The 20482-nt window shown below is 65.8% G+C and carries 18 protein-coding genes; 13 read left to right on the top strand and 5 right to left on the bottom strand.

The genetic code is table 11. The annotated features are described in order from the left end of the window. The first annotated feature begins 218 nt into the window (after positions 1 to 218). Entirely contained in the window at positions 219 to 833 is a 615-nt protein-coding gene (locus tag FJ964_RS21520) for a TetR/AcrR family transcriptional regulator (RefSeq protein ID WP_140552265.1), read from the top strand. Between the two features lie 54 nt (positions 834 to 887). After that, entirely contained in the window at positions 888 to 1886 is a 999-nt protein-coding gene (locus FJ964_RS21515) for a bestrophin family ion channel (RefSeq protein WP_140552264.1), read from the top strand. Between the two features lie 85 nt (positions 1887 to 1971). Here the strand turns inward: FJ964_RS21515 and FJ964_RS31705 are convergent, their stop codons facing one another. The 3 genes from FJ964_RS31705 to FJ964_RS21505 form a co-directional block, all read right to left on the bottom strand. Continuing rightward, on the bottom strand, positions 1972 to 2100 hold the full coding sequence (locus tag FJ964_RS31705; RefSeq protein ID WP_263493784.1) for a hypothetical protein: 129 nt from the start codon (positions 2098 to 2100) through the stop codon (positions 1972 to 1974). A gap of 32 nt (positions 2101 to 2132) precedes the next feature. Beyond that, positions 2133 to 2453 carry a hypothetical protein gene (locus FJ964_RS21510; RefSeq protein ID WP_140552263.1) on the bottom strand — a complete coding sequence of 107 codons (321 nt, stop codon included), beginning with the start codon at positions 2451 to 2453 and terminating at the stop codon, positions 2133 to 2135. A 120-nt stretch (positions 2454 to 2573) separates the two neighbouring features. Further along, the gene (locus FJ964_RS21505; RefSeq protein ID WP_140552262.1) at positions 2574 to 3326 is read right to left on the bottom strand and encodes a DUF899 domain-containing protein; all 753 of its coding nucleotides are present in this window, start codon (positions 3324 to 3326) and stop codon (positions 2574 to 2576) included. 107 nt (positions 3327 to 3433) lie between these two features. Between FJ964_RS21505 and FJ964_RS21500 the strand changes: the two genes are divergently transcribed. The 3 genes from FJ964_RS21500 (at position 3434) to FJ964_RS21490 (ending at position 6314) form a co-directional block, all read left to right on the top strand. After that, positions 3434 to 4654 carry a helix-turn-helix domain-containing protein gene (locus FJ964_RS21500; RefSeq protein WP_140552261.1) on the top strand — a complete coding sequence of 407 codons (1221 nt, stop codon included), beginning with the start codon at positions 3434 to 3436 and terminating at the stop codon, positions 4652 to 4654. Positions 4655 to 4690: 36 nt separating this feature from the next. Continuing rightward, positions 4691 to 5323 carry a PQQ-binding-like beta-propeller repeat protein gene (locus tag FJ964_RS21495; protein ID WP_140552260.1) on the top strand — a complete coding sequence of 211 codons (633 nt, stop codon included), beginning with the start codon at positions 4691 to 4693 and terminating at the stop codon, positions 5321 to 5323. Between the two features lie 160 nt (positions 5324 to 5483). After that, positions 5484 to 6314, top strand: a complete 831-nt coding sequence (locus FJ964_RS21490; protein ID WP_140552259.1) for an aldo/keto reductase — start codon at positions 5484 to 5486, stop codon at positions 6312 to 6314. A gap of 180 nt (positions 6315 to 6494) precedes the next feature. Here FJ964_RS21490 and FJ964_RS21480 read toward each other — a convergent pair whose 3' ends face one another. Both FJ964_RS21480 and FJ964_RS21470 read right to left on the bottom strand, forming a co-directional pair. Beyond that, entirely contained in the window at positions 6495 to 6866 is a 372-nt protein-coding gene (locus tag FJ964_RS21480) for a DUF559 domain-containing protein (RefSeq protein WP_140552350.1), read from the bottom strand. A gap of 251 nt (positions 6867 to 7117) precedes the next feature. Next, positions 7118 to 7423, bottom strand: a complete 306-nt coding sequence (locus FJ964_RS21470) for a hypothetical protein (RefSeq protein ID WP_140500102.1) — start codon at positions 7421 to 7423, stop codon at positions 7118 to 7120. A gap of 222 nt (positions 7424 to 7645) precedes the next feature. On the opposite strand from FJ964_RS21470, the gene FJ964_RS21465 reads away from it, so the two are divergent. The 8 genes from FJ964_RS21465 to FJ964_RS21430 all read left to right on the top strand — a co-directional run bounded on the left by FJ964_RS21465 (position 7646) and on the right by FJ964_RS21430 (position 20482). Continuing rightward, entirely contained in the window at positions 7646 to 8287 is a 642-nt protein-coding gene (locus FJ964_RS21465; RefSeq protein WP_140552349.1) for a glutathione S-transferase family protein, read from the top strand. Positions 8288 to 8541: 254 nt separating this feature from the next. Then, positions 8542 to 10065, top strand: coding sequence for an ATP-binding protein (locus FJ964_RS21460; RefSeq protein WP_140552258.1), 1524 nt, complete (start codon positions 8542 to 8544; stop codon positions 10063 to 10065). A 134-nt stretch (positions 10066 to 10199) separates the two neighbouring features. Then, positions 10200 to 11972: an N-6 DNA methylase gene (locus tag FJ964_RS21455; RefSeq protein ID WP_224713333.1), complete on the top strand. Its 1773-nt coding sequence runs from the start codon at positions 10200 to 10202 to the stop codon at positions 11970 to 11972. After that, complete coding sequence (locus tag FJ964_RS21450; RefSeq protein WP_140552256.1) at positions 11969 to 13054, top strand: BsuBI/PstI family type II restriction endonuclease; 1086 nt, start codon at positions 11969 to 11971, stop codon at positions 13052 to 13054. Before FJ964_RS21455 ends, FJ964_RS21450 begins: the two co-directional genes overlap by 4 nt. A gap of 192 nt (positions 13055 to 13246) precedes the next feature. Beyond that, positions 13247 to 13447: a hypothetical protein gene (locus FJ964_RS21445; RefSeq protein WP_140552255.1), complete on the top strand. Its 201-nt coding sequence runs from the start codon at positions 13247 to 13249 to the stop codon at positions 13445 to 13447. 352 nt (positions 13448 to 13799) lie between these two features. Next, the gene (locus FJ964_RS21440; RefSeq protein WP_140552254.1) at positions 13800 to 14744 is read left to right on the top strand and encodes an AraC family transcriptional regulator; all 945 of its coding nucleotides are present in this window, start codon (positions 13800 to 13802) and stop codon (positions 14742 to 14744) included. Between the two features lie 174 nt (positions 14745 to 14918). Then, positions 14919 to 15437: an AraC family transcriptional regulator gene (locus FJ964_RS21435; protein WP_140552253.1), complete on the top strand. Its 519-nt coding sequence runs from the start codon at positions 14919 to 14921 to the stop codon at positions 15435 to 15437. Between the two features lie 194 nt (positions 15438 to 15631). After that, positions 15632 to 20482, top strand: a complete 4851-nt coding sequence (locus tag FJ964_RS21430) for a YadA-like family protein (RefSeq protein ID WP_140552252.1) — start codon at positions 15632 to 15634, stop codon at positions 20480 to 20482.

The following is a 20482-nucleotide window of genomic DNA, read 5'->3' as shown; positions in this document are numbered from 1 at the left end:
TGCGCGATCTTCCTCGCAAGAGGTGAGATTGGCAGCCTTGCGGTCACGGCCACTCTCCAGCGAATATCGGCTTTGGCTTGCAAGCTTTCAGCACGTGACATACCGGTTCCCTTGATTATATGATAAAGGTGCTCCACTAAAGCGGAGGCGCCTCCGTTTATTACGTGGGGGCTGACCCGATGGGGTTCAAGCCCCATATTTCGACAGTGGAGAAAAAATTGGCCGCAGAGCCGTCCGCCATCCCCGACCAGAAGACCGCAGAGGCCAAGCCGCTGCGCGCCGACGCGCAGCGCAACCGCGACCGGCTGGTCGAGGTGGCGGCCTCGGTCTTCGCCGAGCGCGGGATCGACGCCTCGCTGGAGGAGATCGCGCGCCGCGCGGGCGTCGGCATCGGCACGCTCTACCGGCATTTCCCGACACGCGAGCACCTGGTCGAGGTGGTCTACCGCCGCGAGGTGGAAGGGCTGTGCGCGGCCGCCGGCGAACTGGCGGCAAAGCATCCGTCCGACGTCGCGCTGGAAGAATGGATGCGGCGCTTCGTCGACTATATCGCCACCAAGCGAGGGCTTGCGACCAGCCTGCGCATCCTGTTGACGGCGAATGCCAATCTCTATTCCGACACGTCGGGTCGGGTCTCGGCGGCGTTGCGGCAATTGGTCGAGGCGGCGGTGGCCGACGGCACCATCCGCGGCGATGTCGACGCGTCCGACGTGCTGCATGCGCTGGGCGGCATCTATTCGGCACCCGACACCCCGGATTGGCGCGATCGCTCGCGCCGGCTGGTCCGGCTGCTGATGGACGGATTGCGGTTCGGCGCCGCCAAGGCTAGGTGAGCGACTGGAGACTGGCTGCGGCTAGCGGGCACGTCCGCGATTTGGGGGCATCTTATGTATGTGGGCCGTTCCTACAAGGTGATGGATTTCGCGCTCTGGTCGCGGCGCAGCGTCATCTACATGGTGGTGGTGAGCGGACTGGCTGTCGCGGCCTACCGCCTTCCCGGCCTTGCCGGGTTCTCGGTGCCATGGTCTGTCGTGCTGGTGCTCGGCACCACGGTGTCACTGGTTGCGGGCTTCAAGAATTCCCAGGTGTTTACCCGCAGCGGTGAAGCGCTGCAGGCCTTTGCGCAAATCACGGCCAGCAGCCGGTTGTGGTCCAATTTCTGCAGGGACTTCACCGACGCCCCGACGGCGAAGCAACTCATCTATCGCCACATCGCCTGGATGACGGCGCTGCGTTTCGCGCTGCGGCGGCCGATGCCATGGGAATCCATGGCGCGGGCCGCCAATATCGAATATCGGCGGCGTTACCACGTCCAGGAGGATACGGGCTCGATTGCCGACGAATTGCGGCCGTTGCTGGCCGAGCAGACCGGGGACGTCCTGAAATCGCCCCGCCCGGCGATCGCCTTGCTCGAAATGCAATCGGTGCAGGTCAATGGCTTGTTCAAGGACGCCAAGATTCCTCCGCAGATCTATGGCGAACTGACAAAACTCATCCGCGACTTCCACGACCAGCAGGCGCGCTGCGACCGCATCAAGAACAATCCCTATCCCCGCCAATACGCCATCGTCAGTTCCATGTTCGTCATGATCTTCTGCACGCTGTTGCCGTTCGGCGTCGTGCCGGTCTTCGCCGAGATGGGCAAATTCGGCGGGGCGCTGGGCTCGATCGCGATCTGGCTGACGATCCCGTTCAGCACGCTGCTGGGCTGGGCATACATGTCGCTCGACCAGGTCGGCGAGAGCAGCGCCAACCCTTTCGAGGGCAACGCCAACGATGTGCCGATCTCGCAGATCTGCCGCGACATCGAGATCGAGATGCGGACCGGGCTCGGCGAGGTCGACCTTCCCGCGCCGTTGCTGCCTGTCAACGACATCGCGACGTAAAAGCCAGCACGCTTGGCGGCGATGAACAGGGCGAACGGCCGGCGTCATTCCGCCTGGGCGGCGCGCCGGCTCCGCTGTCGAAGCGTCAGGTCTTTTCGGGCGTGCACCAGGGGCAGCCCTTGGCGGATTGCGACGGCTCGTCGCCGCGCCGTGTCGGCTCCGCCTCGATCGGCTCCCGTGTGTCGGGACCGTGCGTCTCGGTCGTCCGTGTCATGGTCCTTCTCCTTGATGGGTTGCATCGGCGATTCAAACTGCTTGCGCAATGCTCTGTTTTTGCGGTGTTTTCTCCAAGCGCTTTGCTTTCTCCCGGCCCGCCTGCCTGTTGGAAATCATGCGCAGCCAGGGCGCCAGATGGAAGGCGCTCATCAGCAGGTACATGGCCGGCATGCCGGTGAGCGGCGAGGACGTGCCCATGCACAGCATCGCCGCATCGCCACCGAAGATGCCGGCCAGCAGCGCCATCAGGGCGAAGGTCGGCGCCGCGGCGAGGCCCAGCCAGTCGGCGATGCCGAGGCGGGCCGCGTCCTGATCGGGACAGGGGCGGGCGCCTGTATGGATGTCGCTCATGTCTTTCTCCTCGGTTGCGCATTGGCGCGAGCCCGGAAAGCTGCAGCAGTTCTGGGAAAGCTGCCGCCTTGCGAACAGCGTCCGGCCGCGCTTGCGCGGAGCCGGCGCTCTAGCCAGGCTCTACTGGGCGTCCTTGTTGCGGAACGCCGCCTCGCCGGCAGCAGACACTTCGTCCCATTTCTTGTCCGGCGCGGTGTCGGCGTCGTAATTGTCGCTCCAGTTCCACCATTTGTAGGTCGGGGTTTGCGGATAGCCTTCGGGCGAGTCCTCCCAGACCTCCTGGCGGCCGAGCGGCGTGGCGTCGAGGTAGCTCCAGACGGTGCCCATCGCCTCGTCGCCGCGGTTGTTGATCAGATAGGTGCGGAAGATGCGGTCTCCGTCGCGGATGAAGACGTTGTGGCCGTGCCATTCGTCGACGCCGAAGTCTTTGTCGAAGCTGTCGGTGATTGTGTACCAGGGCATTGCCCAGCCCATCCGTTTCTTCAGCCGCGCAATGTCGGCCTGCGGCGCGCGCGAGGCATAGGCCAGCGTGGTGTCGCGGGCGTTGAGATGGGCGAGGTTGGAGACCTGGTCGGCGCCCAGCGAGCAGCCGCGGCAGGCGTGATCGGGCCAGCCATACACACCCGGCTCGAAGAAGGCGCGGTAGACGATCAGCTGGCGGCGGCCCTCGAACAGGTCGAGCAGGCTCGCCTGTCCGTTGGGTCCTTCGAACGTGTAATCCTTCTCGACGGCCATCCACGGCATGCGGCGGCGCTCGGCGGCCAGCGCGTCCTTGGCGCGGAGCGTCGCCTTCTCCTTTACGAGCAACTGCTGGCGCGCCGCCTCCCATGCTTGCTGGGAAACGATCGGCGGTGTGTGCATCTGCTTGGTCATGGCTTTTGCCTCGCTGTTCCGGTTTGATGTGAGGGGACTGACATAGCGCCGGACAGCGAGATGGTGAGAGTTACAAGTGTGGCGGGATTCGCCATGGCGGGATTTTGATGGATTCGCTGATCACGGCAGCGGGGCTGTTGCTGGCGGCGGGTGACCCGCTCGGCGCGCTCGACCTTGTGGCGCTGCGCGAGGACGCGCCGGCGCTAGCGCTGCGCGGCATCGCAATGGCGCAGCTTGGCGATCTCGACCGGGCCAGGGCGCTGCTGCGGCGGGCGGGGCGCGCCTTCGGACCCAGGGAAGCGGTGGCGCGCGCCAGATGCGTCGTCGCCGAAGCCGAGATCGCGCTGGTTTCGCGCGACCTCGGCTGGCCGGCCAAGGCGCTCGATGCGGCGCGGGCGACGCTGGAAAGGCAAGGCGACCGGCTGAACGCCGCGCATGCGCGGCACCTGGAAGTGCGGTTCCTGTTGCTGATCGGCCGCCTCGACGAGGCCGAGAAGGTGCTGGCCGGGCTCGATGCGACGCCCTTTCCGCCGGCCTCGCGGGCCGCGCACGAGCTGGTCGTCGCCGGCATCGCCATGCGGCGCCTCAGGACGAAGACCGCGCGCGCGGCACTCGAGCGGGCACGGCACGCCGCATGGCGGTCCGGCATTCCGGGACTGATGGCCGAGGTCGACAGCGCGTTCCGGGCACTGGCAACGCCGGCGGCGCGGCTGATCGCGAACGGCCAGGAGCGTCCGCTGCTGCTCGGGGAGGTCGAGGCCTTGCAGGCATCGGAAGCGTTGGTGGTCGACGCTCTTCGTCATGTCGTGCGCAGGCAGGAGGCGCTGGCCTCGCTGGCGACGCGCCCGGTGCTGTTTGCGCTGGCGCGCGCATTGGCCGAGGCCTGGCCCGGGGACATGCCGCGCGCGGCGCTCATCGCCAGGGCGTTCGGCGGGAGGCACGCCGACGAATCGCATCGCGCCAGGCTGCGGGTCGAGATCGGCCGGCTGCGCGCAGAGCTGCGCGGTCTGGCTGACATCCAGGCGACCAAGCGCGGTTTTTCGCTGGCGCCGAAGCGGGGCGCAGAGGTGGTGGTGCTGGCGCGGCCGATCGAGGAGCGACATGCGGCGGTGCTCGCCTTCCTCGCCGACGGCGAAGCCTGGTCGAGCTCGGCACTGGCGCTGGCGCTCGCATCCAGCCAGCGCAGCGTACAGCGCGCGCTTGAACAGCTCGCCGAGACGGGCAAGGTGCAATGGTTCGGCCACGGCCGGGCGCGCCGCTGGATGACGCCGCGAGTGGCGGGTTTCACGACCACCTTGTTACTCCCGGCGCCGTTGCCGAACGGCTAGGAATGGATCATTCGATCAAAGGCGAGGATGAAGGACATGAAACATGCAGCGGCCGAGATCCTGCGCGAATACGGCCCCTTTGCGGGCGTGGACAGCGTGCATGGCGTGAGCTTCGACGGGCAGAACGTCTGGTTTGCCTCGGGCAAGGGGCTCACCGCCTTCGACCCTGAGAGCGGGCAGGCGGTGCGCTCGATCGATGTCGCCGCGCATGCCGGGACGGCTTATGACGGCCACTATCTCTACCAGCTCGCCAAGGACCGGATCCAGAAGATCGATCCCGGCACCGGCACGGTGCTGTCCACCATTCCGGCGCCCGGCGGCGGCGGCGATTCCGGCCTCACCTGGGCCGAGGGCACGTTGTGGGTGGGGCAGAACCGCCAGCGCAAGATCCACCAGATCGATCCCGAGACCGGGGCGGTCCTGCGCACCATCGAATCCAATCGCTTCGTCACCGGCGTGACCTGGGTCGATGGCGAGCTATGGCACGGCACCTGGGAAGGCGACCAGAGCGACGTGCGGCGCGTCGACCCGGAGACCGGAGACGTGCTGGAACGGCTCGACATGCCGCCCGGCAAAGGCGTATCGGGGCTCGAATCCGACGGCGGCGACCGCTTCTTCTGCGGCGGTGGCCCGGGCGGCATGGTGAGGACCGTGCGCCGGCCGAAATGAAAGCTGATCTTCGCGGTGAGCTCACGGGCCGGCGCCTGCGGACAAGCGACAGGAGCATCGCCTGTGTCGATCACACATTCGGCAATTTGTCCGCCGCCGGCTGGCCGTCGTCCGACGCCGGGCCTAGATAGGCTGGACCAGCTTTACAAAGGACCAGACCATGCCTGAACAGATTTCGTTGAACGACGGCTCGACCATTCCCCGGCTCGGCCTTGGCGTGTGGCAGGTCGATCCCGCTATCACCGCCAAGGTGGTGGGCTGGGGGATCAAGGCCGGCTACAGGCTGATCGACACCGCCGAAGGCTACCAGAACGAGAAGGGCGTGGGGGAGGCGATCCGGAGCGCGGGCGTGCCGAGAGGCGAGCTGTTCATCACCTCGAAGCTGCGCAACGGCGCGCACCAGCGCGATGCCGCATTGCGCGCCTTCGAGGATACGATGGACAAGCTCGGCATCGACCAGATCGACCTGTTCCTCATCCACTGGCCGGTGCCCAGCCAGGACAAATATGTCGAGGCCTGGCAGACATTGGTCGAGCTGCAGAAGGCTGGCCGGATCAAGTCGGTCGGCGTGTCGAATTTCAACCGGGATCACCTGGAGCGCATCATCGGCGAAACCGGCGTTACGCCCGCCGTCAACCAGATCGAGCTGCATCCGCGCTTCCAGCAGCGCGAGATCAGGGAGTTCCATGCCCGGCACAACATCCATACCGAAAGCTGGAGCCCGCTCGGCAGCGGCAGGCTGCTCGGCGACGCGACCATAGCAGGCATCGCCGCAAAGCACGGCAAGTCCGCGGCGCAGACGATGATCCGCTGGCATCTCCAGGAAGGGCTGATCGTCATCCCGAAATCGGTCCACCAGGACCGCATATCAGCCAATTTCGACGTCTTCGATTTCGAACTGGACGCGCAGGACCTGAAAGCCATCCGCGGCATGGATTCAGCCGACGGCCGCGTCGGGCCAAACCCTGCGACGGCGGCGTTCTTGTTCTGAGGTCACCAAGGTTTTTACTCTACGGCGCCCCCCTCTGTCCTGCCGGACATCTCCCCCACGAGGGGGGAGATTGGCTGTCGTGAATGCTTTCGCCAATTTTCAACTTTGAAAAATGTGGCGCTGGAGCCAAAGCTGCCGATCTCCCCCCTTGTGGGGGAGATGCCCGGCAGGGCCGGCGTCTCAGGGTGGCCCGCCCAGACCTGCCGCGATAACGATATGCTGGCAGACATTGTCTATGTCGCGGATGACATCGTCATTCCAGAAGCGCAAGACGATCCAGCCATCCTGTTCCAAGCGTTTGGTTCTGGCCTCGTCAGCATTTGCACGACCGGCGTCGCCGTGCTGCGAGCCATCGACCTCTGCAATCAACTTTTTCTCCGGGCAGGCGAAGTCTACGATGTAGCCGGCGATGGGGAATTGCCTGCGAAAGCCCAGGCCCATCAGCCTATGCGCACGAAGCTCATTCCAGAGCTTTAGTTCGGCATCGGTCATGATCCTGCGCATCGATTTCGCGTTAGCGCGGTGTCTTGGCGGCAAGGGTGTGTGTGGCATGGTGTGAGGTTGCTTGATGCTGAAGTAGGTCACCAAGGTTTTTACTCTACGGCGCCCCCCTCTGTCCTGCCGGACATCTCCCCCACGAGGGGGGAGATTGGCAGCTTTGACTTCAGCGCCACATTCTTCAACGTTGAAGATTGGCGAAAGCATTCGCGACAGCCGATCTCCCCCTTGTGGGGGAGATGCCCGGCAGGGCAGAGGGGGGCGCTGTCCCGCAGGCGTCTCAGGAGATCAGCAGCTTCAGCGCCTCAAATCCCGGAGCCATCAAGCTGCTGGGCGTCGTCGCCTTCCCAGGGCGAGGGCATGGAGGCGCGGGCGAGGTTGGCGGAGGGCATGGGCATCCAGCATTTCAGCTCCGGCTCGGCATATTCGACGATGCGGCCGGGCGAGGAGTCCGACGCGCGCCAGCCTTCTTCGCCGAACTGGTCGCCATCCGACCAATAGGCGAGGTCGACTTCCGCCGGCCCCTGCTCGGACGGCCGGACCGTGACGAGGATCCGGCTGCCGTCCTTGGGCGCGCTTGACATGTGGCGCCAGCGGTCGGGCTCATCCATCGCTCATCCTCCTCGAGATCCATTGCCGTGCTTCGAGAGGGATAGTCGCCTCGCGTCCGGAAGCGGTCAACCCGGACTTTTCGCAAAATCCGTCATTGCGGTCGCGACCGCATTGTCGGATTCGATCGGCTCTATCCGTCCTTGGCGTGCATGCCGCAACAAAGGAGCGAGGCGATGGCGAGTGACAAGGTCGGGCCGGAACCGCACGGGGCGGACGCGGGGATGAAACTGTTCTTCAGCCGCAACCCCAATCCGCGCCTGGGAGTCGCGGTGGCCCGTCACCTCGGTGCGAAGGTCGCGTTCGAATTCGCTTCGCCCATGGCGCCGGGGCAGGCGGAGCGGTTCCGTGCGCTCAATCCCAATCTTTCGTTGCCCTTGCTGGCCTGGCCGGGAGGGAGCCTCTGGGAAGCGGACGCCATCGCCTGCCGGCTTTCGCGCGACATGGGTTCGGATTTCTGGCGCACGGGCGACGACGAGCCCGAGATGATCCGTTGGCTGAGCTGGGGCAAGGAGGAGTTCGTCAGGGCCTGCGACATCGTTCATTTCGAGCGCGGCACCAAGCAGCGCTACGGCATCGGTCCGATCGACGCGGAAAAGGTCGCGGAAGGACTGGAGCAGTTCCACAGGACCGCGCCGATCCTGGAGGCGGCACTTGGCCGGCGGCCATGGCTGGCCGGGACTTCGGTCTCCTATGCCGATTTCCGCATGGCGACGTTCCTGCCCTTCAACGACGCCGCCCGCTTGCCGCTCGGCGATTATCCCGGGATCGAGCGCTGGTATCGCCGACTCGAAGAGATCGAGGCCTGGCGCGATCCGTTCCAGGGACTGGACGCGCCGGCATTGGCGCCGGTCCCCGGACTGTGATGCCCGCGTGAGACGACGCGGGAGCGGTCGACCAGGCTTCAGGGTTTGAATCGCGATTCCTCTTCAACTGGTTGTTTTCATGTGCATCCGAAACGATTGCGCGCTTGTCATGCAATCGTTCAGCCCGCCGGATGTTCGCATCAGGCAGGCAGCATTCGCACAACTGTGCGCAACGCCCAACTGCCGGCCATCGGCGCTCGACGCGTTGCAATCGGGTTGATAAGTCCCTCTGCGAAGGAGCGGCTGAGTCTGACATGACCGTTGCGATCGAGATGGGACAGACGACCGCGGGCGCGCCGGCGGCGCTGGACCTTGAGGAACTGCTGGCGACCCGGCTTTTGGTGCAGGGCAATTCGGGCTCCGGCAAATCTCATTTGTTGCGCCGGCTGCTGGAGCAGAGCGCGCCCTGGGTGCAGCAGACCATCATCGACCCCGAAGGCGACTTCGTGTCGCTGGGCGAACGCTTCGGCCATCTGGTGATCGATGCCGAGGAGCATACCGAGCGCGGGTTGCAGAGCGCAGGCGAGCGGGCGCGCATCCATCGCGTCTCCACGGTGCTCAACCTCGAGGGGCTCGACGCCGAGAACCAGATGCGGCGCGCCGCCGCCTTCCTCGGCGGTCTGTTCGAGGTCGCGCGCGACCATTGGTATCCGATGCTGGTGGTGGTGGACGAGGCGCAGCTTTTCGCGCCGGCGGTGGCCGGCGAGGTTTCCGACGAAGCGAGAAAGCTTTCGCTCGGCGCCATGACCAATCTGATGTGCCGCGGCCGCAAGCGCGGGCTTGCCGGCATCATCGCCACGCAGCGCCTGGCCAAGCTTGCCAAGAACGTCGCGGCGGAGGCTTCCAATTTCCTCATGGGCCGCACCTTCCTCGACATCGACATGGCGCGCGCGGCCGACCTGCTTGGCATGGAGCGGCGGCAGGCGGAGGCTTTTCGCGACCTGGAGCGCGGGCATTTCATGGCGCTGGGCCCGGCGCTGTCGCGCCGTCCGCTCGGCCTGCGCATCGGCCCGACGGATACCAGCCCGCGCAACGGCACGCCGCGGCTGATGCCGTTGCCGGAAGCGGCGTTGGAGGATGCCCGCGCGATCATCCTGGCGGCACCGCCGCCGGAGGCCGTGCGGCCGCAGCGGCGGGTGACGTCGCCGGACCTGCTCGACCAGTTGATGGCGGCGAAGTCGGCGGCGCTGGAGATCCGCCCCGAACCGGCGGAGCCGGCGCCCAGCGCGGCGGACCTGGCCGAGCGGCGCGAGCGGATGGACCGCATCCTGCGCGCCATCCTGGCCGAACCCGATGCGGGCTTCCGCGTCATCGGCGTGCTCTACCAGGAGTTCGTGGTGCGCTGCCGCATCGAGGGGCTGGCGTCGGTCGTGCCCGATCTGCAGGAGTTCCGCCGCATGCTGACGCGCGCCCGCGCCGGCGTCGGCTCCGATATGGCGCAGGGCGATGCGTGGCGCGACGTCTCCGTGCGTGCCTCGCTGCTGCCCGAGGACATGCAGGGCGTGTTCATGATGATCGCCCGCGCGGCCAAGGAGGGCTGGCCCTGCCCGAGCGACGCCGCGATCGCCCGCGCCTATGGCTCGCACTCCATGCGCCGCGCCCGGCGCCTGCTCACCTATATCGAGGAGCAGGGCCTGATCGTGTGCCAGCTCGACGGCACCGGCCGGCGCACCGTGACGCTGGTTGAACTCGCCTGGGCGACAGCGCCGGGCGATCCCAATGCGGCGCCGGGCGAGCCCAATGCCGAGGAGACGGAGCAGGGCAGCCTGGCGCTGTGAACGATGCATGCGCGGCATGGTTGCGGTTTTCCACTGGAACATAACGAGAACATGTGATACTCTATCGCATCGGTGAGTCTTGCGCGGTACGGTCGAGGGCGATGGGAAAAATTTCACAGATTCGCGGGTCGAAATTGGCTGCCGTCTTGCGCTCGGCGGCCGATGCATTGGCAGCGGCGCGCGCGGAGCTGTCGAAGGCTCGCGTTCTGGCGCGCGCATGGTGCGAGACGATCGACGAATGCGATCGCGAAACCTATGCGGTTTCGCTGACCCGGCGCGCGCTGGAGGCCTTGTCGGCGGCGCTCGGCATTTCCCCGGCGATCTGCCCCTCGCTCGCCTTCGATACGGAGGCGCTGGACGAGCCGGCCTCCGCGCTTGCGCACAGCATCGGGGAGACCGCCGCGCGACTGCCGATCCTCGAAGCGCTGCATCTCGTCACCAGCCTCTATCCGGTCCTGCTGCCGACCAGGGAGCGCGGTGAGCGCGGCGCCTTCTACACGCCGCCGGCCCTGGTCAACCGCCTGCTCGACCAGGCCGAGGAAGAGGGCCTCGACTGGCGCAGCGCCCGGGTTCTCGATCCCGCCGCCGGCGGTGGGACGTTTCTGTTTCATGCCGCGCACCGCATGATCGCGGCGCTCGGCGATTGCGAGCCCGCCTTCGCGCTCAGCCATGTCGGCACCAGGCTTGCCGGTTTCGAGCTCGACCCTCTCGCGGCGCGGCTGGCGCAAGGCGCCCTGGAGATCGCGCTCGCCGATATCGCGACCAGGGCCGGGCGGGCCGCCCCCGCCATGGTGACGGCCTGCGACACGCTTGAAGCCGATCCGGAACCCGTCTTCGACCTCGTCGTCGGCAATCCGCCCTATGGGCGGGTCTCGCTGCCGTCGCGATTGCGCGAGCGCTATGCGCGCGGGCTCTACGGGCACGCCAATCTCTACGGCGTTTTCACCGACGCCGCGCTGCGCTGGACCAAGCCTGGCGGCCTCATCGCCTTCCTGACGCCGACAAGCTTTCTCGGCGGCCAGTATTACTCGGCGCTGCGCAGCCTTCTGGCCAAGGAGGCGCCGCCCGTCGCGATCGACTTCGTGCATGCGCGGCGCGGCGTTTTCGAGGATGTGCTGCAAGAGACGCTGCTTGCCGTCTACGTCAACGGCGCCGAGCCGCGGCGCGCGCAGATCCACTACCTGACCGTCGCCTCCGAGACTGAGGCGGGGATTGCCCGCAACGGCACGATAGGCTTGCCATCCGACCGCACCATGCCTTGGCTTGCGCCGCGCACACCGGGGCACAGCCGGCTCATCGCCCGGGCCGAGACGATGACGCATCGCCTTGCCGACTGGGGTTATGGGGTTTCGACCGGCCCGCTGGTCTGGAACCGCTTCAAGGGTCAATTGCGCGATCGCGCCGGCGGCAAGGGGGTGCATCCGTTGATCTGGGCCGAAGCCGTGACCGCCGACGGCCAGTTCGCCTATCGCGCGCGCAAGAAGAACCATGCTCCCTATTTCAAGCTGGAGGCCGGCGACGGCTGGCTGCTTGTCGAGGAGCCCTGCATCCTCGTCCAGCGCACGACCGCCAAGGAACAGGCCCGGCGCCTGATCGCCGCCGAACTTGGCCAGGAATTCATCGATGCGCATGGCGGCGTCGTCGTCGAAAACCATCTCAACATGGTCCGCGCGACCGGCAGCGCGAAGGTGCCGGCAGCGGTCGTGGCGGCGCTTTTGAACAGCCGCGTCGTCGATGATCTTTTCCGCTGCATCAGCGGCAGCGTCGCCGTTTCCGCCTTCGAGATGGAAGCGCTGCCGCTGCCGCCGCCCAAGAGCACCAGCACGTTGGCGAAGCTCGTCGCAGCCGGTGCGACGCGCGAAAAAATCGAGGCGGAATGCAGCCGCCTCTACGGTGAGCCTGCATGATGGCACGGCCGCCCTATGCGACGCGCGATCTTGTCGCCGGGCGCCTGCCGCTGATCTTTCCGGAGGGCACGCCGAACCGCATCTATTGCATCCGCGAACTTGCCGCCAGCACCGTGTTTGCCGCTCTCTACATCGGCGCCGTCGAGGGTTCGGGGCGATTCCTGGGCCCCGTCCATGTCTACCGCATGACCCGCGAGCAGGCGGCGCTGGCGGACGATGCGGACCGGGATGCCTATGCCGCAACCGTCCTGCGCAAGAACGGCGCCGTCGCGGGATCGCGCTGGTACGCGGACAATACGCGCGAGCCCATCCGCGACGAGACGCTGCGCGACGGTCTGGTGGCGATCGGCGCGGTGCTGCGTCGCGAGGATCTGCCGACGACTTCGGGCCAGCCCCGCTATGCGCTGAGGGCGGCGTTTGCCGCCCTGTTCGACCCGGCGCTGGAAGGCGAGGCGCTGGAAACCGCCATCGCGGACTTCCAGGAAACGCATCTCAGCAAGGGCGCGCTGGCCCGCGTGACCATCATGCGCGCCGGCGCCGTCGCCAACACCGCCGGCATCCGCGTCACCTTTCCGAACGGCGACACGAGGCTTTTGGCGCCGGGACCGAGTTCGGTCATCGCGCAAGCCGTCATCGAGGTGTTCGCCAAACGGTTTCTCGCCGCGCCTGCCATGTTGTGGCTGAGCGAAAGCGGCAACAAGGTGGTCCTTCGCGACGACGCCATCGCCAGTGCGATCGGCCTCAAGATCGAGGCCGACAGGAACCTGCCCGACATCATCCTCGCCGATCTCGGCCGCAAGGAGCCCTTGATCCTGTTCGTGGAAGTGGTGGCGACCGATGGCGCCATCACGGATCGCCGGCGCGATGCCCTCCATGCCGTCACGGACGCAGCCGGTTTCGACCGAAAGCAGATCGCGTTCCTGACCGCCTATCAGGACCGCCAGTCAGCCGGCTTCAAGAAGACCGTCGCGCAGCTTGCCTGGGGTTCGTTCGCCTGGTTCGTCTCCGAACCCGGGCAACTCCTCGTGCTTCATGACGGCGCGGCCGACGGGTGTCCATTCGGCAGCTTGCCTTGGCAGTGATGAAATAACGCTTCCCCAGCGTCAATAGGACAGCCGGTCGATACACGGATTATCCGGTGTTGGGCGCCCTTGGCGGCCTAGCCTGCTATGTTTAATGTTGGACTTATTGTATAGGAATAAGGTCTGGCGAATAGCACTTCGTTTGTTGGGAACGAGTAGCATTTCGTTTGATGGCGAGGGGAGCGCCAAACGATGAAGTTCAACTTCGATGGACCTCCAGTGGATGAGTCCGAGGCTGACATCCCGCTCGCCTGCCAGCGCCAATTATTGCCTCTCGTGGGCGAAATCGTCGAGGCGGCGGTCGCGGCCGGCTGGGACAAGGATGATGTGCTTCTGGCTTTTGTGGAACTCGCGTGGGATCTTTACGAGAAAGGTCGCGGGGACGCGCAATAGACGGCCGTGAACGACTGGCTCCGCGCCGCGCCGTTGCGTGCCACTGATACCGAACAACGCTGTCGGAACACGGGGCCGACACAGCCGTGCATGTGAACTCTTCCTTCGTGAGGGATGCGTTGCCGCTTCCGCCGGCCGACGAATCCGTAGCGAAGAACCGTCAAGGCTCTTCGCTATTGACGGTAGAAATGCTGCTGAACTTCCTTCGACGGTCAATTCTTCTTTCTTATCTCGAATAAAGAATTTTCTTTGCGCGTGGAAGTTCTTTCCAATCCGAGGCGTGTACGTTACGTTGAGTCCGGGTTAGGGGAAGGGGATACCAAGCGGCGGTAAGCCGGCTGAGGCGACGTGTATGACACATGCGGACGGGGCTCGGGAAAGCGGCGATTCCCGGGGCGTCGATCAAGAGCGGACAGCTCGATACGTCCTGGATATCATTCCGGAAAGTGCTGGTCCCAGAAGAGCCACCGCCCGCGGCAGCGTCATCTATTCCGTCCGCAGCCCTGGATCTCAGAAATTCCTGGCCAGGGAGCATTCGACGGGGGTCGTGCTGAGGCCGGCACGCAAACTGAGAGCCTCGCTCGGCAGCGACAGGATCACGCAGTACGATGCGCCGGTCGGCTGTCTCGTCATCAACCCAGCGGGCGTCGACAGCAGGCTGGCCTGGTCGCAGACCAGGGAGAACGCTGTCGTTTCCATCTCTCCCGAAGCGCTGTCCGAGCTGGCGGCCCATGAACTCGACCTCCCGGACGTGGAACTCGAGCCGCCCGCGTTCGGCACGGTTGACCTGAGGGCGCTCAACATAGCGCAGATGATCACTGCCGAACTGACGGGCAGGCTGCCGCCCGACGAGCTTTACCTGGACTCGCTGCTGACGGTGTTCGGGGTTCATCTGCTGCGCACCTACACGGGCCGCAACAGGCAGGCCGCGTCGTCCAAAGGCGGGCTCTCGGCCGTTGGCGCCCGCCGCGTGCGAGAGTATCTCGACCAGAACTTCGTGCGAAAAGTCATGGTCGCCGAGCTCGCATCGGTCGCGGGGGTGTCACCAAATCATTTTATCGCAAGGTTCGCCAGGACGTTCGGCATGCCGCCGCATCGGTATCTGATCAACCTGCGCCTGGACCTTGCGGAAAAGCTGCTGGCCGGCGGCGAGTTGCCGATCGCGGAAATCGCCTACCTCGCCGGATTCTCGGATCAGAGCCATCTGGCCGCGACCATGAAGAAATACAGGGGAAGAACGCCGGGCGAGGCCGGAATGCTTCGCTCAGGACCTGAAGGCCCGACTATGGCAAAGTAGCAACACCTGCTGGCCGACCATCCAGGACCGGAATTTCCTACAAAGCTTCCGGAGTTTTTCAAAATACGTCCGTCACCATCTTATGCCCCAAGCTTTGCTGGAGTCATTGGAATGCCATTCAGTTCGCGCATTGTTTGCCGTCCGGCCGGATCGATCACATGAGCGGGGTTGGCAATGCGGGCGCGCTTCGATCAATCACGAATTGTTTTTCAGGGGAACGGGGAGGGAGGCCTCGGGTTGAAGTTCAACTGGGAAGTATCAGGAGGCCGAGAAATGCCGGGTGATGATGGTTTCCCCGGATCGGTTTCCGGAACCAATTCGGCGCGGCAGCCGCTGTTCAACGTGAAGGGTGGGCTTTCCGTCCGGAGCGCGCGCAAGGTGCAGGAGTTCCTGAACGAGAACTTCTCGCGCAAGCTGGCGCTTGCCGAAATGGCCGCTGTCTGCGGGTTTTCCTCCTATCACTTCGTGCGCGCCTTCTCCAAGACGTTCGGCATGCCGCCGCATCAGTATGTCCTCGATCTCAGGCTGGATTTCGCGGAAAGACTGCTTGCCGACAGCCGCATGACCATCGCCGACATCGCCCATCTCAGCGGTTTTTCAAGCCAGAGCCACTTCACTACGATGATGAAGAAACACCGGCAGATGACGCCGATGCAGGCGCGGGTGGCCAAGTTTAAGACCAAGGTTAGATGAAATCGCGCTCTCGTCATTATTTGATTACTTGGTTTTAAAGCAGTTGCTAAGGTAACGAGCCGTTAACCTCCGCCTATATGCTCGGATCTTTTCTCACAACACAGCAATTTCGTGAAATACCGCGAGCGGGAATCATGTCTTTCTGCTGTCGAGCGGAATTGTCACATTTCGTGCCGGCCAGCGGAGAGGGAACCATGACCGACAATCAGATTTCGGGCGGCCACATTTCGAGCGGCTCTTTTGTTCAGCGTCGTGCGGCGCATTTCGCCGGGCACTGGATCGCGAATGCAGATCCTCGCTCCCGTTCGGCCCGGCGCCGCCTGATGGCGGTGCTGCGTCTGGCTCATAGCGTGCTCGGCATGCGGCGCAAGCGCCTGGGACTGGGGATGCTGGGCGTCGGCGGGATGTCGGCGGCGGCCGCGATGCTGGGCGCCTTAGCGATCGGCATGGCTGTGACGCCGGCCCAGGCACAATACCAGGCTGGCGGCGGTTCGGCGACAGGGGGCAACGCCGTCGCCATCGGTAACGGCACCCAAGCGAATGGCAATAACAGCGTGGCGTTGGGCACCGCCAACAGTGCAACGGGCGATGCCGCGATCGCCATCGGCTATGCGATGAGCGTCAATGGCCTCAACTCCATAGGCATAGGTGTCTTCGCAGGCGCAAACGGCGTCAACGCACTCGCCCTGGGCGGGAATGCCCAGGCCACCGCGGACGGAGCAAGCTCCATTGGCGTCAACTCGGTTGCGGGCGCAGGAGCGGCGGCCTTTGGCCTGAACGCGCGTGCCGACGGAGTGGAGTCTACCGCGATCGGCTATGTCACTCGGGCGACCGGGCTGCGCGCGACGGCGCTCGGGCATGGGGCAACAGCATCCGGGCTGGATTCGTTTGCCCAAGGTAACAACGCCGTCGCAAGCAACCAGAATGCCATCGCCATCGGCTTCCAAGCGACCGCGACCGCAATCAACGCCGTCAATCTTGGTAACCGAACCGTTGCGGGAGGGGGCGCCCTTCAAGAGAGCGCTATCGCAATTGGCACGGACGTACTGGCGTCTCAGGTCGACGCCACTGCGATCGGACGCTCAAGCAAGGCAACGGGCACGAGCGCCATAGCGATGGGCGTCACAGCCGCGGCATCGGGCATCAACTCGGTCGCTCTCGGGGCCACCACAGTTGCGTCGGGAGCCTTCGGGATTGCCATGGGTAACCAAGCGCAGGCGCTCGCCAGCGGTGGTGCTGTTGCGATAGGCTCGGGTGCAATCGTAGCCAGCACCGCAACCTCAGGCGTCGCGCTCGGCAACAATGCAAACGCCGCCGCCAATTTATCCGTCGCGGTCGGCCCCGGCGCGAATGCCTCGGGAACTGGGGCCGTATCCATGGGATCTCTCTCAAAGGCCAGCGCCATCAATGCGGTCGCCTTGGGCGCTGGCGCGGCCGCGAGCCAGGCAAACACCCTGGCTTTAGGCGAATCCACCACTGCCAGCGGTGTGAACAGCACAGCGATCGGCGGTGGGGCGATCTCCAGCGGGGTTCAGGCAGTCTCTTTGGGCATCAACGCGAACGGAGGAGCCGAGAACGCAATTGCGATCGGAACGGCGGCCCAGGCCACGGGCGCCACTTCCTTCGCGGGCGGCTTTCAAGCCAATGCCTCGGCGATCAATTCCATGGCGCTTGGCACCAGCGCGCTTGCGAATAAGAACAACGCGATGGCGCTGGGTACGCTGGCCAATGCTACCGAGGATGGTGCTATCGCCATGGGCTCCTCCACCAAAGCGACGGCAACGCAGGCCGTGGCGCTTGGCGTTTCCGTCAACGCCACTGGCGCCGGCGCCACCGTCGTAGGCAGCGCGGGCTCCACTGCCTCCGGCGTCTACTCCATCGCCGTGGGCGCCACCAGCACCGCGAGCGGAACCAATGCCATCGCCATCGGCCCCTCGACAAACGCGACGGCTGACAACACCATCGCCATGGGCGCAAACACCAGGGCGGATTCCGCCGGAGCGGTCGCGATGGGCACCAATGCGGTGGCGACCGGCGGCAAGGCCGTCTCCATCGGGTCCGGCAACACCGCCTATGGCGACGGCGCGGTTTCCATCGGCGATCCGAGCTATGCCAGCGGCACCGGCGCCTTCACCGGCGGCGCCAACAACATCGCAAACAGCGACGGCACGGCGACCGCCACCGCGGCCAATATGGCCAACGGCGCCGTCGCCATCGGCAACAGCAACAAGGCGATCGGGCAGGGCTCGGTGGCGCTCGGCAACGGTTCCACGGCGGGCGCGGCCGGCCTCGCCGGCAATGTCGCGCTGGGCGACGGCGCGACGGCGGCGGCAAGCTCCGGCGACGTGGCGCTCGGCTCCGGCTCGGTGACCGCCACGGCGGTCGGCACGGCGAGCGGGGTGGTCAACGGCACCACCTATGCCTTCCAGGGCACCAACCCGCTCTCGACCGTCAGCATCGGCGCGCCCGGCGCCGAACGCACGCTCACCAACCTGGCGGCGGGGCGGATCAGTGCGCTCTCGACCGATGCCATCAATGGTTCGCAGCTCTTCGCCACCAACCAGGCGGTCGACGCCATCGGCGTCACGCTCAACAACATCAATGTCGGCGGCGGCATCAAATATTTCCACGCCAACTCGATCCTGGCGGATTCGCAGGCTCTTGGAGCCGATTCCGTCGCCGTCGGTCCCAATGCGGTGGCCAACAATGCCGGCGACGTGGCGATCGGCCTGAATTCGGCGTCGGGCGCGACGACCGCAGTCGGCGGCACGACGATCGGCGGCGTCAACTACACCTTCGCCGGCGGCACTCCAGCCGGCGCCTTCTCGGTCGGCTCGGCGGGCGCCGAGCGCCAGATCCAGAATGTCGCGGCCGGACAGTTGAACGGCGGTTCGACCGATGCCGTCAACGGCTCGCAGCTCTTCGCCACCAACCAGCAGGTGACGCAGAACACGACCGATATCGCCAATATCGGCACTGGCGTGACCGATCTCGGCAACACGATCAACAACATCGCCGGCGACACCTCGACCGCCTATACCGACGCCAACGGCATCGGCATCCGCTACGCCCGCACCAACGAAGCCGGCCTGGCGCAGACCGATTCCTTCGCACAGGGCGTCGGCTCCACGGCTGTCGGCTACCAGGCGACCGCAACCGGGGACAGCGCGCTGTCGCTTGGCCGCGGCACCCTGGCCAGCACCGACGGCAGCGTGGCGCTCGGTTCGGGTTCGGTCTCCGATCGCCCGATCGCTCCGGTTACCGGGCAACTGCCCGCCGGCCCATCCAACTTCATCGAGTACAACACCACCGACAAGACGCTGCTCGGCGCCGTGTCGGTCGGCAACGCTACATCCTACCGGCAGATCACCAACGTGGCCGACGGCACGCAGGATCACGACGCGGTGACGGTGCGCCAGCTCGCCGGCGCCATCGCCGCCGTATCGGCGACCTCGACCAAGTATTTCCATGCCAATTCGGTGGCGGCCGACTCGCTGGCGGTCGGCGCGGAATCGGTCGCGGTCGGTCCGACCACGGTCGTCAACGGCGATAACGGCATCGGCATCGGCAACGGCGCCGTCGTCGACCAGACAGCGCCCGGCGGAACGGCCATCGGCCAGAACGCGCATGTGATGCTGGCCGACGGCCTGGCGTTCGGCACCAATTCGCTCGCTTCCGGCATCCAGTCGGTGGCGCTCGGCGCCGGCGCCCAAAGCACCTTCATCAACAGCGTGGCGCTGGGCGCGCAGTCCATCACCTCGGTCGGCGCGCAGGCCGGCTACACGGCTTTTGCGCTGACCGCCCCGCAGACCTCGGTGGGCGAGGTGTCGATCGGCGGTGCCGGGGCCGAGCGCAAGCTCACCAATGTCGCGGCCGGCTCGGCCGACACCGACGGCGTCAACGTTTCGCAGTTGCGCGGCCTGGAGCAGAATGTCAGCAGCCTGTTCGGCGGCACCACCGTCCTCAATCCCGACGGCTCGGTCACCGGCCCGACCTACACCATCCAGGGCAACAATTACTCGACCGTCTATGACGGCCTCACGGCCGTCGACAACGCGCTGACCACCATCAACAATGGCGGCGGCATCAAGTACTTCCACGCCAATTCGACACTGGCCGACAGCATCGCCGGCGGCACCGACGCCGTGGCGATCGGACCTGAAAGCGTGGCCAGCGGCACCGACAGCCTGGCCGCCGGCCATGGCTCGACGGCCACCGGGCAGGGCGCGGTCGCGCTCGGCCAGGGCGCGCAGGCCAACAACGCCAACGACGTGGCGCTCGGCTCCGGCTCGGTGACGCAGACCGCCGTCGGCACGTCGAGCACCGTCATCAACGGCAAGACCTACGCTTTTGCCGGCACGACGCCGATCGGAACGGTCAGCGTCGGCGATGCTGGCGCGGAGAGGACGATCACCAATGTCGCTGCCGGACGGGTCGCAGCCGACAGCACCGACGCGATCAACGGTTCGCAGCTCTTCGCCTCCAACCAGGCGATCGAGGACCTGCAAACCGGCGTCGGAAATCTCAACCAGACGGCGGTGACCTACGACACCAATCCGGACGGCAGCAAGAAGAACAGCATCACGCTGCAAGGTGGAGACGTCAACGCGCCGGTCGTCATCTCCAATGTCGGCCCCGGTGTCGCCGGCACCGATGCGGTCAATGTCAACCAGCTGACCAAGGGCCTGGACACCGCCATCAGCACATCCAACACCTATACCGACAAGGTGGCGGCCACGACCCTGCAACAGGCCAACGACTATACCGACCAGAAACTCGGCCAGCTGAATTCGGACATCAGCGGCATCCGCGACGAAGCCCGGCAAGCGGCGGCAATCGGCCTTGCGGCTGCCTCGCTGCGCTATGACGACCGGCCCGGCAAGCTGAGCGTGGCGGTCGGCGGCGGCTTCTGGCGGGATGCGGGCGCCTTCGCCTTCGGCGCCGGCTACACCAGCGAGGACGGCCGTATCCGCGGCAATGTCTCGGGCACGGCGGCGGGCGGAAATGTCGGTGTCGGCGCCGGCCTGAGCCTTACGTTGAACTGA

Source organism: Mesorhizobium sp. B2-3-2, from assembly GCF_006442295.1.
In the GTDB taxonomy this organism is placed as follows: Bacteria; Pseudomonadota; Alphaproteobacteria; order Rhizobiales; family Rhizobiaceae; genus Mesorhizobium.
The sequence above is the reverse complement of the archived record's forward strand: the minus strand, read 5'-3'. Positions and strand labels throughout refer to the sequence as shown.